Here is a 16,146-nt window from a genome sequence, read left to right as displayed (position 1 = left end):
GCTGCTGGGCCGGCCGTGACGGTAACAGCAGGGGTGTCTGACCAGCAGGGCTGGTCAGTGCGGCGCCAATGGCGGTTGGTGAGATCGGGGCCGGTCCGGCCGGACGTCAGGCGGCGTCGATGCGCGTCAGCAGCTCGTGGCCCGCGAAATGCGCGGCCAGGTTCCGGACGACAAGCATCGCCATGGCGTCCCGTGTCTCGACCGTGCCCGACGCGTGATGAGGATAGAGGATCACGTTCGGCAAGGCGGTCAGCCGTGGATCGGGCCGGGGCTCGTTCAGATAGACGTCGAGGCCGGCATTCCCGAGGCCACCGGAGGACAGCAGGTCGATCAGGGCCTCCTCGTCCACCACGGACCCTCGTGCCACGTTGACGAAGGTGCCTTGCGGACCAAGGGCCGACAGGACCTCGCGCGAGATGATGCCCCTGGTGTCCGGCCCGCCGGCGACGGCCGCGACCAGGATGTCGCAGTCCCGGGCCAGCTGGACCAGGTCCGGTTCGAAACGCCACGACAGGTCCGGCTTCCTGCGCCGACCGGTATAGGCGATCTCGATGTTCGATGCGGCGGCACGGTGGGCGACGGCTTGGCCCACATGACCCATGCCGACGATGCCCATGCGCTTGCCGGCGGTCCGGGACTGCAGCGGATACATGCCGCTGCGGCCCCACTCGCCCGATGCGGTATAGTTGTGCGCGCGAACCAGATCGCGCCGGGCCGCCAAAGTCAGCAGCATGGCCATGTCCGCCACGTCGTCCAGAAGCGCCGGCGAGGAGTTCGTCAGCGGGATATCGCGATCCGCCAGGGCACGGGTGTCGATGCTCTCGACCCCGGCCGACACGGAGGCCACGATCTCGAGCCTGGGCAGGGCCGCGATCATGTCCGCGGTCAGCGGCGTGTGGCCGTTGGTCACGATCGCCCGGACCCGGTTCTTCGTCTCGGCCCGCAGCCTGGCCTGGCCATCGGCGTCCAGCAGATCGTGACGATGCAGCGTATAGGCCTCCTCAAGGCGGCTCATGGCTGGTTGGCGGATCTGGGTCATCACGAGGACGTCGGGTTTCATGCCATCATCTCCTGGCGTTGTCTGCGTCGTGCGGCCTGCACATCGGGATCGGGGTCGAGCGATGCGGCCATCAGGTTTCGGGTATAGTCTTGGCGCGGGGTGTCGAAGATCTGCCTGACCGGGCCCTGTTCGACCACACGGCCCAACTTCATGACCACCACGCTATCGGCAAAGTCGCGCACGACGGGAAGATCGTGGGCGATGAACAGGTAGGCGATGTTCAGCTCTCGACCAAGCCGGGCCAGCAGGCGGATCACCTGCGCCTGCACCTGCACGTCCAGCGCCGACACGGCCTCATCGCAGATGATCAGCCGCGGCTCCAGCGCCAGGGCCCGCGCAATGGCCACCCGCTGCCGCTGACCGCCCGAGAATTGGTGCGGATAGCGGTGGGCATGGTCGGGCTCCAGCCCCACCTGCTCCAGCAGTTCGGCGACGCGGTCCCGCCAGCGGTGCCTGGGCAGGATGTCGGGGTGGATCACCCAGGCTTCGGAGATGATGTCCTGGACGGACATCCGCGGGTTGAGGCTTTGCGTCGGGTCCTGGAACACCATCTGTACCTCGCGCCGCACCTCCAGCAGCCGGCGCGGCGGCATGGTGAACAGATCCTCGCCCTTCCACATCGCCGTGCCGCCCGAGGCCGGTTCAAGGCGCGTGATCAGCTTGGCGACGGTCGACTTGCCAGAGCCGCTTTCGCCCACCACCGCCACGCACTCGCCAGCGTGGATGTCCAGATCGATCCCGTGCAGGACCGCGACGTCGCCATAGGCCTTGGTCGCGCCGCGCATCTGCAGCAGCAGGCTGCGCCCGTCCCCGCCATCGCTCATCTGGCCCTTGCCGGGGGCGGCTGCGATCAGCTTCTTGGTGTAGGGATGCTGCGGGTCGTTGTGGATCTGTGCAGGCGTGCCTGTCTCGACGATCTCGCCCTTGTTCATGACGATGCAGCGGTCGGCGATCTCGGCCACCACGCCAAGGTCGTGGGTGATGATCAGAAGGCCCATGCCGGTCTCGCGCTGCAGATCCTCCAACAGGGCGAGGATCTGGGCCTGCACCGTCACGTCCAGCGCGGTCGTCGGCTCGTCCGCGATCAGCACGTCCGGCTTCAGGGCCAGCGCCATGGCGATCATCACCCGCTGCCGCTGACCGCCCGAGAACTGGTGCGGATATTTCGCCGCGGCCTCTGCCGGATTGGGCAGGCCGACCTTGCCCAGCAGCTCGATCATCTTGGACCGTGCCTCGGCGCGGCCGGTGCCATGGATGACCATCGCTTCCTCGATCTGCCAGCCGACGGTCCAGACCGGGTTCAGGTGGCTCAGCGGGTCCTGGAAGATCATCGCGATGCGCGGACCGTTGATCTTGCGCCGTTCCTTCGGGGACATCTTCAGCAGGTCGCGCCCCTCGAACAGGATCTCGCCGCTGTCTATGCGTCCGGGCGGGATGTCGATCAGGTCCATGACGGCGCTGGCCGAAACCGACTTGCCCGAACCGCTCTCGCCCAGGATCGCCAGCACCTCGCCGCGGGCCAGGTGCCAGTTGACGTTGCGGACGGCACGGACCGGCCCGCGGGCGGTTTCGAAGGTGACCGAAAGGTCGCGGACCTCGAGGATGGGGTCAGGCATCGTTGCTCCTCCGCGCTTCGAGGCGCCAGTTCTGTTGCGGGTCCAGTGCGACGCGCAGCCAGTTCGACAGCAGGTTCAGCGACAGGGCGGTCAGGATGATCGCCAGGCCCGGCCAGAAGGACAGCCACCACGCGTTGGTCAGGTACGGACGCCCCTGGCTGACCATCAGACCCCAGGTGATCTCGGGCGGCTGGATGCCGATGCCCAGGAACGACAGGGAACTTTCGGCCAGCATCACGAAGGCGAAGTCCAGCGTCGCGATGGTCAGAAGCGTCGGCAGCACCACGGGCAGGATGTGGCGCAGGACGATCCGCCTGCTGCTGGCGCCCATTACCAGGGCGGCCTGCACGAACATCCGTTCGCGGATTTCCAGCACTTCGGCGCGCGCGGTGCGCAGGTAGACGGGGATTCGCGTGATTGCCAGCACCAGGATGATGTTGCCCACCGCCGGTTCCAGCATGAAGAGCACGATCACCGCCAGAAGAAGCGACGGGAACGACATGATCACGTCGGCCAGCCGGGGGATGATCTGGGACATCCGGCCGCGCGAATAGCCTGCTATCAGCCCCAGCCCGGTCCCGATGACAAGAGACGCGGCGACGGCCCCTGCCGCGACCATCAGCGTGTTGCGGGACGCCACGATGATGCGCGCCAGCAGCGGGCGGCCCAGTTGGTCGCCGCCCAGGACGAAGGCCCAGCCACGGCTGATGTCGAAAGGCGGGGCGTTGCGGCCGCGCAGGTTCTGGCGGGTTGCCAAATCGCCAAGAAGCATCGGCCCCAGGATGGCGCAGAGCACCATGACCATCAGGAAGATGGCCGCGACCAGGGCGGTCTTGTCCGCGACCAGCATCCGCCCATAGCGGAGAAGCATCGGCGCATCCTCGGCCGAGGCCGAGACATTGCGCGTGGCAGCGGTGTTCGGGGTGCTTTGGTTGGTCATGGCCATCTCAGTACCGGATGCGGGGGTCGAGCAAGGCATAGGCGAGGTCGATCAGCAGGTTCATGATGAAGATGGCGACGGCGGTGACCATGATCGCGGCCAGGATCACCGCGAAGTCGCGCTGCAGGATCGAATCGATCATCAGCTTGCCGACGCCGGGAAAGCCGAAAATCGTCTCGACGATGACGGCGCCGTTCAGCATTCCCGCCGCCTGATCGCCCATCACCGTCACGACCGGCAGCATCGCGTTGCGCAGCGCGTGGGTGAAGATGATCGGCTGGGGCGCCACGCCCTTGGCCCGGGCCGTCTTGACATAGGCCGAGCCGAGCGCGTTGATCATCGATCCCCGCACGACCTGCAGGATCAGACCGAAGGGCCGGATGAACAGCACCGACACCGGCAGGATCCAGTGCCAGATCGACCCGGTCCCCGAGGTCGGCAGCCAGCCGAAATTGACCGAGAAGATCACGATCGCGACGATGGCGAGCCAGAAATCCGGAGCGGATGCGCCGATCAGCGAAAAGAACGTCGCCACCCGGTCCAGCACGCCGCCCACGTTGAAGGCCGCCAGCGACCCCAGGATCACGGCCGCAACGGTGACGAAGGCCATGGTCACCAGCGCCAGGACCAGCGTCCACTGGAATGCCTGCAGCACGACCGCCAGCGCGGGTTCGGCGCTGCGCAGCGACGTGCCGAAGTCCAGCCGTGCCATGTCGCCAAGGTAATAAGCGAACTGCAGCAGGATCGGATCGTTCAGGCCGTTCAGTTCGCGGAAGTTGTCGCGCACCTCTTGGCTGGCATCAAGCGGCAGGTAGAGGTCGGTTGGGTCCCCGGTCAGGCGGCTGAGGAAAAAGACCGCCATCACCAGGAAGGCAAGGGAAATTGCACTCGCCACAGTGCGTCGCGCGATGAAACGGCCCATTGATCGTCCTTCGGTTCGAGGAGGGAACCGGCGCGTGGCGCCGGTCCCGATGCGGCGATCAGTCGAACTTGATCTCGGCTAATTCCAGTTCCGAGTTCGTCGCGATGGACGGACGGAAGTCGAGGCGCTCGGCCACGCGGCTGAAGCCGACCATGTGGAACAGCAGCACGTCGGCGACCAGTTCCTCCTGCACCTTCTGGAAGGTCTGGCTCCACAGCTCGTTGCGCTCGTCGCCGGTGGCCTCGGTGGCCTGGGCGATCATGGCGTCCAAATCCTCGTTGCAGGTGGCGGACTGAAGCCCCCCGCAGGCGTACTTGAAGTACATCGAGAAAACCGGGTCGCCGCGGTTGTTGTCGTGCATGGCAGCGACGATGCGCGGCTTGCCGTCATCCGGGAAGGGCTTGGAGTAGTATTCCGTCCACTGCGCCACGTCCATCATCTGAAGGTCGACGTTGAAGCCGACATCCTCGAACATCTGGGTCAGGGCTTCCATGACCTCGGTAACGTTGGCAAACAGGCCGGTGCGGCCGATCAGCACGATCTCGGTGTCGACGGGGACGCCATCGGCGCGCGCTTCCTCCAGAAGCTGGAGGGCTTGGTCGGGATCGAATGCCGGCGGGACCAGCGATTCGTTCGTTCCCGCCGTGGTCGGCACGACGATCTGGGTTGCAAGCTGGGTGTCGGCGGGCAGAAGCGTGCCCAGGAACGCCTCGCGGTCGACGGCCAGGTTCAGCGCCTTGCGGACCCGCAGGTCATCCAGCGGAGCAGTCATCGTGTCGATCCGGAGATAGGTGGTCTCCGAGTTCGGGTACGAGAAGTCCGTCGCCTCGTTGGTGGCGTCGATCTCGCTGATCAGGGGCGCGATGTCGGCCTCGCCCGTCTGGACCATCGCCGCGCGCACGGCGTCGTCCGACCGGAAGACATACGTGGCGCGGGTAACCTCGGGCGTCTCGCCCCAGTAGTCGTCGCGGCGGTCCAGGATCAGGTTCTGGCCCACGTTCCATTCTGACAGCACATACGGACCGGTCCCGATGGGGTTGCGGGTGTATTCGTCCATCGGCGTTTCTTCCGGCACGATGGTCAGCGTGGACATCAGCAGCGGCAGGATAGGCTGAGCAGGATCGGCGGTGATGCTGACCGTGTGGTCGTCGAGCGCCTCGGCGGTGATGTCGAGACCGCCGAAATACTTGGCACCCGTTTCGCAGATCAACTGGTCCGAGGTCGTGCGGTTGATCGAATGAACGACGTCCGCGGCGGTAAACTCGGTCCCGTCCGAGAAGGTCACGCCGTCGCGCAGCTTGAAGGTCCAGGTGCCGTCCCCGCCTTCCTGCCATTCGGTCGCGAGCCGAGGTGTCAGGCTGCCATCGGCCGGGTTCAGCTCGGTCAGCGTCTCCGAGATGTTCTGCAGAAGCACCCTGCCGATGTTGGATTGCGCCGCCATGCAGGGGTCGATCAGGTCCAGATCCTCGTTCAGCGCGATGGTAATCGCGCGATCGTCCTGTGCCTGCGCCGGTGCGCTGGTCGTGAGGCCGATGCCGACTGCCGCGCAGCACAGCAGGCGCCTGATGACCGGCTTCGATCTTGGTGCGATCGTCATTCGTTCTCCTCCCATTGATGAACGGCATCGTTCAGCGCCTTGCGCCCGGCCGTTTTCAGGTGCTGCTGGTCATGCCTCCCACTCCGGCAGCATGGGTAGGATTGTCCAGTTCCGTCGCCTTGTGAACCACAAAACTTTTGCGCAGTGATGCGTTCTGTGTATCATTCAAGTGCGTCGGTGTATCAGGCAGGTGGTCCGATCCCCGGTCTTGACGTGGCGGAGCGGGCGGTGGCGCCGATCAGGACGGTCGCCGCCAGGATCAGCACCGCCCCGCCCCAGACGGCCGCGCCGATGACCTCGCCAAAGAACACATAGGCCAGCGTGGCGACCAGCGGCAGCCGCAGGAAGTCCAACGGCGCGATCAGGGACGCGTCGGCCATCTGCAAGGCCTGGGTCACAAGGGACTGATTCGCGGCGCCGATTGCGCCCTGCAGTGCCAGAAGGGCCCAGACCTCGCCGCTGACAGGGCTCCAGAAGACCGCGGCGGGGATGGCGGCGATCGGCACCGTGACGATCAGGTTCCAGGCGACCAGTGTCGTCGCCCCGTCATGGCGGCCCATGACTTTCAGAAGCAACTGGATTGCCGCTGTCATCACGGCCGATGCCAGGGCCAGCAGAAGGAAGGTATTCGGTCCGCCCTGATGCGCCGCGATGCCGGGTCGCAGGATGACGATGATGCCGACGAAACCCAGGGCGACCGCCCACAGACGCAGCGGGTGGGGACGTTCGGCCAGGAACATCCAAGCGCCGACCATGACGAACATCGGTGCGGCGAAGCCGATGGCGGTGACTGTCGCCAGCGGCGCGCCTGCCAGCGCGCCGAACAGCGCCACAAGCGAACCCAGCTTCAGGATCGCGCGCAGCACGTGAAGACCCCGCCAGTGGCTGCGGAGCAGCGCGGGGCTGCGCAGGATCATGGGAAGAACCGCCAGAGCGCCGAACAGGGTCCGCGTGAAGCCCATGACGAAGGGATGCACATCCGGCGAAAGAACACGGACGATGCAGGCGTCGATCGCGTTGATCAGTGCGACAAGCACCATCAGGCTGACACTTGTCAGCGGTTGGTTGTCCGGCATGCCGCCCCTTTCGTGGCAGAGGGTGGATCGACATCCCCGGCCGGGCCGGCCTATCCTGCGCATCTGCAGGCAAGGGAGATCAGAATGGGCGGCCACCCCTTCGAATTGGGCCAGCTGCGTGCGTTCGTCGCCGTTGCGGAAGAGCTGAACTTCCGCCGTGCGGCACAACGCCTGAACATGACGCAACCACCCCTCTCGCGCAACATTCGTTTGCTCGAGGATGCGATCGGTGTCCGGCTTTTCGACAGGACGAACCGGTCCGTCCGTCTGACGGCGGCCGGCGCAAGGTTCCTGAAGGATGCGGTCGACATTCTCCAGCGGGCGGAAAGTGCGGCACTTCTGGCCCGGCGGGCCGCAAAGGGAGAGGCGGGAAGCGTGGTCCTGGGCTTTGTCCCGTCAGCGTCGGTCGAGATCATCCCGCGCATCGTCGCCCGGCTTTCCCGCACGATGCCCGAGGTCGAGATCCAGATCCGCGAGATGATGACCTTCGAGCAGATCGAGGGCCTGCATGCCGGCACCCTCGATCTTGGCATCTTTCGCCTGACGGCGCGCGGCCCGGGGCTGCCGATGCGTCGCATCTGGTCAGAGCCCTTCATCCTTGCGGTTCCCAGGCACCACCGTCTGGCGACCAAGCCGGTGGTCGAGCTGGCGGACCTGCACGGCGAAAGCTATGTCGGCTATTCGACCGAACGGGGCGGCTTCCTGCACGAGGTAGTGCAGGGCTTCCTCAACACGCGCGGGGTCACGCCGAATGTCGTCCTGACCATGGCGCAGAGCCATGCGATAATGCAGATCGTGAATGAAGGTCTTGGGGTAGCGCTGGTTCCACGCGCGATGGCCGTGATCGCCTCGGCCGACACGGTCATGCGGCGCGTGGTCGATCTGTCCGACAGCTTCCGGTCCGACCTTTACCTGGCGACGGGGCCATCGCTTATCCCGCTCCTTGTCCAGCGGGTGGCCGAGGTGGTCGAGGAGGAACTGTCCACCGACCGCATCGACTTGATCGAGGGCGACCCCCTGCCCCGCGTTTACCTTTCTTCGACAAAGGATCAAACATCTTAGCCTTTGCGCGCGAGACCCACGATGTAGCTGCGGTGACACAGGTAGCTGCCAGGCTTCTGTTGCGAGATCGTGTTGACGAAGGAACGATCAACGGAACCAGGAACTGCGGACCGGTTGGGACGAGTTTGTAACGCTTCTGGACCGAAGGATCGATCAAGCCGTTGACCAAGCTCATGCTGAGGTTACGCGCCAAGACGGAGCGAGACGGCCTCATCGGCGGAGACGAGCGCCTTTTGCACGGCAAGATGCGTCCTCTACTTTGGTAGATTGGCCCCGCGCCCGCACGACTGGCGCGTCTTGCGCTTCCGGACAGGCTGCGCCGGCTCGGGTCTTTTCTGGTCACTGTGCTTGCTCATCGGCCGGCGCTCCTTCTGGCAAGGCATCTTCAAGATCGGGCCTGTTCCTGCGAAAGCGGCCCCCGGCATGGCGGACCCGATTCTGCCGCCATCACGGGTTGTCTGCCAAACCTCCGAGGGCCCAACTACCGGGCGCAAACGCACCTCGGCATACAGCGCCGCCGCGGCTTCCGTTCCTGCACCTTATGCTTCCCGCGTCCGTCCAACTACGCAAAGACATCGCTCCAGTTGGTCACCCCGAAGAGCGTGACTCCGGTGCGCCCGAGCCTCCGCCACCCAAAGGGCAGGTATCTTGTCCGATAGACGTCGATATCGACAACCTGCCCTCCCGCAGTATTCCCGCCCAGGCCGCAAGGGGCGTTCGCCGAGATTTCCAGATCGAGCCAGTCCTCGAACTCCGCCAGGGTCAGGGCTGCATCCTTCTCACTGTCAAAGTCGCCCTTCTCAAGGGTTGAGAACTGGGCATTCCCCGTCAGCACATGAACAGCCCTCATGGTCGCACCGATCAGGCGCTCGACATGGCCACCATAGGGTTTGCCGCCAAACGGACGATACTGAACAGCAATACCCCAATCCTCGCAGGCCATTGTGAAGGCGTCGCCGTGGAACTCCTGCGCATTGTCAACGTGGATCGCCTTTGGGATGCCGGCCGCCGGCCAAACCAGATTCTTCAGTGTCCCCGGAATGTGCACCGATTTCCGGCGCAAACAGTGATCGAGACAGAGTGTCATCGAAAGAACTGACGCCGCATCGAAAGTGACATAAACCCCGAGAACAATCCGGCTCGCAACGTCGATGGCAATCGTCAAACTGCCACGAGACAGGCATCACCACAACCGTGTCGCGCCCGGCCGCCTCCGTCAACGCCGCCTAAGGCATGTATGTGAAGGCTGACTTCACCTATGACGCCGGGCACGATTTCTACATCTACCCCGCGGACGAGGAGTTGACCTATCACAACACCGGCGACGAGCGCGGCGTTCAAGTCCGCCGATCCTGGGTGAACGGATGCCGGACCTGCCCCGTCCAAAGCCGCTGCACCACCGGCACCGAGCGCAGGATCACCCGTTGGGAGCATGAGGATCTCGCCGATGCTGCGCGTGGGAGGCTCGGTTGCGACCCCGACCCGATCACCCTGCGCCGCGGCACGGTCGAGTATCCGTTCGGCACGATCAAGGCCTGGATGAGCGCCACTCATTTCCTGACCTGGCGGCTGAAGAATGTGCGCAGCGAGATGGCACTGCAGGCGCTGGCCTGCAACGTCAAGCGCATGGTAGCGCTGATCGGTATCCGGCGGCTGATGGTGGCCATCCAGACCTGACCGTCAGTCAGCGGGCCACTTCTGTGCCATCGGGACACTCTCACCAGCCTCTCGGCTCGAACGGCGGTGCATTCGCGAGAAAAGGAAGAAGCCGCCCAGCCACACGGAAGCGGCCTCATCGCCGACGCGTCAGAAGGATTATGACAGAGGCTCGGCGTTACATGTCGGTTTGGCGGGGTTGGGCGCTTTCGAGAGTCCGGTCGTTTGCAACTCAACGACGGTGGAGGGCGTCTTTTGATTTGTTTAACTTCCGGCCGGAGCTGCCTTCAAGTTGCGCTGCAAGGGTTGGGGCCTTCGCGGAAACGCATGGGGATAAAACGTTCCTAAAGTTGACAGCTGTCAACCCCGCGCCAACCTCGAGTCGCACCGGCCAGAGTTTTTATCATTCCGGCAACGTTCAGCGTCGCAGCAACGGCTTTTTCTGAGAGTGCCCTTAGATACGCGCCAGGGCTTCGAATATGGTCCGATTTCTGAAGAATAAAAGCGACCGCCGCTGCTGCCGTATCGTCTCCCATCCGCTGACGCGCTAGGGACCAAACATGGGTTGATATCCCAAGCATCGGCGCAACGAATGCGCTAACGTCGAGCAAGTCCTTCCAACTTCTTATCGGATGAACGCTGTAGGCAGCGACATCTGGTGTCGCTGCAAGTAGCATGTCGAGAGGGAAACTTTCCGAGCGTTGGCGTTGCTCCTCACCTTTCTCAGCAGGTTCAGAATCAGATTCTTCTGGTTTTGTATTCTGATAGTGCCGCTCATTTTGGCTGCCATTGCCCGCCATTTCTTCTGTCTCAGCCTGTATGTGAGAGTGGAGTTCATGCAACGCAGACTGGCTCTTCGCGTGCAAATCGTACAGGGCATCCAGCATCAGCTTGCGCCTGATGCACCGCTGCATTGCCGCGAGGGCCGCTGCGAGACGAACTCGTGCGGCCTCATTGAGCGATTCTGATAGTCGTTGCAGAAGGGCAGAGGCCTCGCGCAGGTTGGCGCCGACGTCTTCGCGTAGTCTTCGCACTTCAAGTGCTGCCGCGCGGGCATTTGCTGCTGCGGCTTTGATTGTTGCGGCACGAGCATGGAGAGGAGTGAGGTCAAATCCAAACGCGCGATTGATCTGGCCATCTTGACCACGACGTGCGAATCTCTTGCCATTGGGGCTGTCACGTCGCGCAATGAGCCCTGCCTTGAGCAGCATAGCGACGTGCCGGCGGAGCGTGCTTTCCGGCATGCCGTGGAGCCGCGCTGACAGTGTCGCGTTCGAAGGGAAAACGATCAGCTGTTGAGCGTTATCCAACTCCGGATGTGGATGAAACGAAAGTAGCGCAGAAAGCACCGCCAGATCGCGGTCGCTGACGCCCAAGGCTTCGCGAGCCTCAACTGCGTCCTTAAGCAGCGACCACTTATCAATCGCACATGTCGGGGCAGGGCAGCCGCTATCGGAATCGTGGCCCATACGGACAGCCGAAACCGCGCGACGCCCAATCGGGGTCGTTGAAAAATGATGCATATGATACCACTAGGCATCAAGAAGCCGTGCGCCGGGAAAGACGCGGTTGACAGCTGTCAACCAAAGCCGTTATCAACGAGATGCTAGATCGTGAGAACGGCCCTTCGGGATGTCATGTCCTGGGGGGCTTTTCTTTGTTGCCTGTCGTGCCTCCTTTGTTGTTATTGCTCAGTCGCCCGAACCGCTGCGGCTTCTCAGCCAGCTACGGTGAACCTCTTGGATGTTTTCGATCAGCCAATCGCCGAATTCCTTCCCGTCGCCGCTGAGTTCGATCACGTTCTTGCTGCGGCCGCGACTTGCCGAGCCCAGCCTGATGTCTTGGTCCTGAAGGGGCAGGGCAGCAGGCTTCTCATTGCGGCTAGTCACGAATGCCAGCGCGGCTGCGAAACGCGCGTCCGAATCCTCGCCCTGCGCCGCCGCAATGACGCTGTCGTGGGTCTGGCCCTTCATCCGCGCGGCAAGGGAGAGCCATCGGTCGCGTCCTGCTGCCGGCGCTGCTCCAATTGCACGGATGATCGCCTCGGGAACGGCGTCCGTGACGGACAACATGCGTGAGATCACCGTCTTGTCGATAGAGAGGGCGTCGCAGATGACTTTGCGCTCGAAGCCGGCCTTGACCATCTGGGCAGCAAAATTTGCCTTCTCGATGAAGCTCAGATCCTTACGGGCAGAGTTCTCTTGGCCCTGCGCGACCACCAAAGCCTTGTCGTCAAGATGCCGGACCATCGCCCGAACGGGCATCCGCAGCCCGCGCATCGCTTCGACGCGACGGCGTCCGAAGACCACCTCATATCGTCCGTCCACATCAGGAGAGGGCCGCAGAAGAACCGGCACCTGCTGGCCGTACTCGCGTATGGATTCCCGCAGAGCATCAATGCCCGCTGCGTCGTGGTCCATCCGATCGGCTATCCCCGCATCGTCGATCATGTCGGGCGCGACTTCAATGATGGCCCGACTCCTCAGCTCGTTGATCGATTTCGAAACCGCACCGATTGCACCGCGGTCGCTTCGCTGGACGGGTCGTGTGTCGTCCGGAGGCGACGAAGGGTTCATCAAGTTCTTCAACAGGTCCTTGCGTGCCATTACGAACCCTTTCTGCCCCATGCAGCCTGGATCAGCCCTTCGATCTCTGCGTGAACGGAATTCAGGCTCTCTAGTGCCCGTTCATATGTCGATCTGGTAAATTGAGCCTTTTCAATCTCATAGAGAGTCTGCTTGGTGATGCCGGCGTCGGATATGGCCGTCGACTTCAGGACTGGATGGTTCAGTACGTTCTCACCGAACATTGACCGCATGAAGCTGACCATCTGGTTCTGCGGCCCGTCACCGGGCTCGTACCGGGTGATGACATAGCGCATCCAGTCATAGTCCATGCTGCCACCAGCATCCGCCACGACGCTCAAAAGGTTCGACGTCATCAAAAGGAACTGGCACATCGACATGACATCCAGCATCTGCGGGTGAACTGTGACCAGGATTGCCGTTGCCGCCGAAAGGGCGGACATTGTCAAAAACCCCAGTTGTGGCGGGCAATCGATGACGACCGTGTCATAGTCTTCCTCGACCTCGGCCAAAGCGTCGCCGATCCGGGTGAAAAAGAGGTTGCCTGACCGTTCGCGCAACGCCATCGGCGTCGTGTGTTCGAATTCCATCAGGTCCAGGTTGCCGGGGATCAGGTCGAGGTTGGTGAAGTAGGTCTTTTGGATCACGTTGCGCACGGGCAGGGGGTCGTCATAGCGAATGGCATCATAGATCGTGCCGCCATCAGGCAGGTCGAACTCGGGCTGAACTCCGTGCAAGGCCGACAGGCTGGCCTGAGGGTCTAGGTCGATCGCCAGCACACGGTAGCCGTCCAGCGCCAGCTTTTGAGCCAGATGGGCTGCGGTTGTCGTCTTGCCGGACCCGCCCTTGAAGTTGATGACAGTGATGACCTGCAGGTGGTCACCGTCCCGCCGACCCGGAAGGTAAGTGCCCGGTGCCTTGGCGCCCTTTTCAAGCATCTCGCGAAGCGCCTGGATGTCGGACGGGCTGTAATAGCGCCGCCCGCCGGCCCGCGTCTCGGGCGAGGGGCCTCGACCGTCAAGGTCCAGCTTGCGCAGATAGGCGTCCTTGACGCCCAGCAACTCGGCGACTTCGCCAGAAGTAAACTTGCGGAGCACACGCTTGGCGTTTGGTGGAAACAGCTGTTCGCGATGTGCCTGCAGCCGCTCGGACAGCGCCCTTGCGTGATCCCCAACCAGCTTGTCGATACGCGTCTTCGGTTGTACGCCGTCCACTTGTGCCCCTTACTGCCGTGGCGGTCACTTGCTGTTACGCTTTCCGCCGTCTTATTCCCTTTGTGCCGTAATTTAATGGGGAACTACGATGATTCTGACAAGCAGTTTTTGGCGGCACAGGCTAAAGACCTTCTAGGATCCGATCTTCCTTCCTTGTCCACGCAACGCCGAGCGGCTTGGTGCGATGTGGAAGTTGCCGTTGCGGTAGTGACCTGAATGTGAGGGTCTGGCTTCTGTCTGAACGATCGAACGGCTTTTCCTTAAGTTTATCCGCCCGGCACTTGATCTGATTCTTGGCGTCAATCTGCGCTTTCCTTGATGGGGAACAGGCCCGGATCATGCGGCCCCGTCCCGTGACTCGTTGGTTAGAAAGCCGGCCGCGCAAAGAGCAAGCGGCCGCAGATGGAAGCGGCCATCGTACGCGGTGCGAATGAACTCGGTTAATACCAACGTCGCGGTACGCTTTCTGGCGCAGGACGATCCGGAGCGGGGTCCTTGGCCAACGCCATATTCCCGCCGGCTCGCGTTCCTGCCGTGTGGGATCATGTCGGGCCGGCCAGGACGCAGGAAGGCGCCTATGGCCCGCCGCGCCCGCTATTGCTGCCGCAATAGATGGCTTGTCTTGGTCGGGCGGACTGATAGTCGACGCCGACGATTGGCTCGACGTAGGGATCTCGAGCTATCGATACAGCGGCGCGGGAATTCTCAGTCGACCAGCGAGTGGCTTCGCGGATCGTCGCGACAGTCAACATTCGCCGGGGGATCGGCAGCTTTCTTCGGTCCGGCCGCCCCCTCGCGGCACGAAGTCAGAGCCTTGATCTCGCCACGATGGCGCCCGGTATCGGTCGAAAGGCATCCAGATCCGGAAAGCGGTTTGGATGATGGTTGGTTACGTGCAGGTTCAGCAATCCCTAGTCACCCCTGCCGATGCGATGTCCGTGATCGATTCGATATCGGGCAAGGCCCTGCCGCCGACAATCGGGAAATACGGATTAAGGCGCCGCACCTCTTTGGCAAACCGGTCAAAGGCGTGGTCGTCTTCACCCGCAGGCCCCCAGCCCATGTCGCATGGTCGTGGAGTTGCGATGTCGGCGATTCGGGACGAAGACGAAGCCGCTCCGCGGCATTGGCGCTCTTGGCTGATGGCGCGCGTCGCGTGTCTTCTTAACCTTCTTTGGCTGACGAATGACATGCCGGTCTCGACCGACCTGCGGCCCATGTTGCGATAGCGGAGATGTGGCCGTTCTGGGTTGCAGTGGATGAGCCGGGCCTCGAGCTCGGCCTGCAGGGCCTCGATGCTGTCGTGGAACGTCTCGTGCATCTTGATGCGGAAGAAATCTTCCAGGGTGGTGCCGGCGAATCGTTCGACGAAACCGTTGGTTTTCGGCATCAGGACTTGCGCGCGACGATGCTCGATGCCGTTGAGGTCGAGGTGATCTCATGAGCGAGACCCGTCAAGGCCGAAGCCGCCCCGCCGGCGGTGGTATGAGTATTCCGAAGGGGCAGCCTCCCCGACCGATCGCGCGCGCCTGGTCAGAACCGATCCTCGGGGTCGTGGACCGCGTCGGGCGGGCGACCCTTCAGCACATCACGAACATCAGGCAGCCGACCATCGAGGCCGCACTTGTGCCGCAGGTGGCACCGGACGCGATGCTGCCTTTCGATGGGGCGCCCCAGTATGAAACGATCCCGAGAACACGCGGCATGGCCTGCGAAGTGCTGATCGCGGGCGCCAGCGGATGCCCAAGGCCTATCACCTCAACAGCATCAACAGCCTTCACGCCCAGTGGAAGAACGACTTCCGCAAGCGATGGCGAGGTTCGGCAACGAAATACCTCGACGGCTAGGCGCTATGGATGGTCGCCCGCCGCGGCGCCGATCCGCTGGCTATGTTCCTGGCGGTCATCGCGTGATCAGCACTTCGCCGACACGATTTGCTGACATGCCCAAGCCTTCGATGAAGGCTCTCGCCATGGTCCTCGGACCAGGCGGACATACGGCTCGATGCTGCCGCTTGCCGGGATCGATGTAGTGCCAGGCGACGCCGTTCTGTTTGGCCCACTTCAGGATAGCGCGACTGGTGAACTCGGTCCCGTTGTCGCTGACGATACAGTCGGGCTTGCCGTAGATCCGCACCACTGCATCCAGCGCGCGGGCCACCCTGGCGCCCCAGATGCCGGTGTCGGCGATCAGACACGGGTTCTCGCGGCAGCAGTCGTCGATCACCGCCAGGATCCGGAAGTTGCGCGACGCCCCGAACGTGTCCGCCACGAAGTCCAGCGACCAGCGGCTGGTTCGGCATCAGGGCCAGCAGCATCGGCGTTCGTGCGCCTCGGGCACGCTTGCGGCCACGCCGGCGCCGGACCGACAGCCCTTCATCGAGATAGAGCCGATACAGCTTCTTCGGGTTCATCAGCA

At 63.3% G+C, this 16,146-nt stretch carries 11 protein-coding genes and 3 pseudogenes; 2 read left to right on the top strand and 12 right to left on the bottom strand.

Annotation, left to right across the window (positions count from 1 at the left end):
* Positions 1-106 precede the first annotated feature (106 nt).
* From OC159_RS17145 to OC159_RS17120, 6 genes are all read right to left on the bottom strand, one after another.
* Positions 107-1,060, bottom strand: a complete 954-nt coding sequence (locus tag OC159_RS17145; protein ID WP_265502420.1) for a 2-hydroxyacid dehydrogenase — start codon at positions 1,058-1,060, stop codon at positions 107-109.
* Positions 1,057-2,676, bottom strand: a complete 1,620-nt coding sequence (locus tag OC159_RS17140; RefSeq protein ID WP_265502419.1) for an ABC transporter ATP-binding protein — start codon at positions 2,674-2,676, stop codon at positions 1,057-1,059. Before OC159_RS17140 ends, OC159_RS17145 begins: the two co-directional genes overlap by 4 nt.
* Entirely contained in the window at positions 2,669-3,616 is a 948-nt protein-coding gene (locus tag OC159_RS17135) for an ABC transporter permease (protein ID WP_265502417.1), read from the bottom strand. The genes OC159_RS17140 and OC159_RS17135 overlap by 8 nt, the downstream gene beginning before the upstream one ends.
* 7 nt (positions 3,617-3,623) lie before the next feature.
* Positions 3,624-4,538: an ABC transporter permease gene (locus OC159_RS17130; RefSeq protein ID WP_265502415.1), complete on the bottom strand. Its 915-nt coding sequence runs from the start codon at positions 4,536-4,538 to the stop codon at positions 3,624-3,626.
* Positions 4,539-4,596: 58 nt separating this feature from the next.
* A complete protein-coding gene (locus OC159_RS17125; protein WP_265502414.1) occupies positions 4,597-6,135 on the bottom strand; it encodes an ABC transporter substrate-binding protein in 1,539 nt (512 codons plus the stop codon).
* A 182-nt stretch (positions 6,136-6,317) separates the two neighbouring features.
* Positions 6,318-7,211 carry a DMT family transporter gene (locus OC159_RS17120; protein ID WP_265502412.1) on the bottom strand — a complete coding sequence of 298 codons (894 nt, stop codon included), beginning with the start codon at positions 7,209-7,211 and terminating at the stop codon, positions 6,318-6,320.
* Between the two features lie 84 nt (positions 7,212-7,295).
* Here OC159_RS17120 and OC159_RS17115 point away from each other — a divergent pair, with 84 nt between their 5' ends.
* A complete protein-coding gene (locus OC159_RS17115; RefSeq protein ID WP_265502411.1) occupies positions 7,296-8,273 on the top strand; it encodes a LysR substrate-binding domain-containing protein in 978 nt (325 codons plus the stop codon).
* Between the two features lie 562 nt (positions 8,274-8,835).
* Here the strand turns inward: OC159_RS17115 and OC159_RS17110 are convergent.
* On the bottom strand, positions 8,836-9,438 hold the full coding sequence (locus OC159_RS17110) for a hypothetical protein (protein ID WP_265502410.1): 603 nt from the start codon (positions 9,436-9,438) through the stop codon (positions 8,836-8,838).
* Positions 9,439-9,440: 2 nt separating this feature from the next.
* Here OC159_RS17110 and OC159_RS17105 point away from each other — a divergent pair.
* Positions 9,441-9,950: pseudogene (locus tag OC159_RS17105) on the top strand (transposase); the annotation flags it as partial.
* Positions 9,951-10,273: 323 nt separating this feature from the next.
* Here the strand turns inward: OC159_RS17105 and repC are convergent.
* From repC to OC159_RS17080, 5 genes and pseudogenes are all read right to left on the bottom strand, one after another.
* Positions 10,274-11,452, bottom strand: coding sequence for a plasmid replication protein RepC (repC, locus tag OC159_RS17100; protein ID WP_265502408.1), 1,179 nt, complete (start codon positions 11,450-11,452; stop codon positions 10,274-10,276).
* Positions 11,453-11,620: 168 nt separating this feature from the next.
* Entirely contained in the window at positions 11,621-12,535 is a 915-nt protein-coding gene (gene repB / locus OC159_RS17095) for a plasmid partitioning protein RepB (protein WP_265502407.1), read from the bottom strand.
* Entirely contained in the window at positions 12,535-13,728 is a 1,194-nt protein-coding gene (gene repA, locus OC159_RS17090; protein ID WP_265502405.1) for a plasmid partitioning protein RepA, read from the bottom strand. Before repA ends, repB begins: the two co-directional genes overlap by 1 nt.
* 1,174 nt (positions 13,729-14,902) lie before the next feature.
* Positions 14,903-15,163: pseudogene (locus OC159_RS17085) on the bottom strand (integrase core domain-containing protein); the annotation flags it as partial.
* 563 nt (positions 15,164-15,726) lie between these two features.
* Positions 15,727-16,146, bottom strand: a pseudogene (locus OC159_RS17080) (DDE-type integrase/transposase/recombinase); the annotation flags it as partial.

The sequence above is a fragment of the Paracoccus beibuensis genome (assembly GCF_026162625.1).
Taxonomy (GTDB): domain Bacteria; phylum Pseudomonadota; class Alphaproteobacteria; order Rhodobacterales; family Rhodobacteraceae; genus Paracoccus; species Paracoccus beibuensis.
This window is presented reverse-complemented; position numbering and strand designations above follow the sequence as displayed.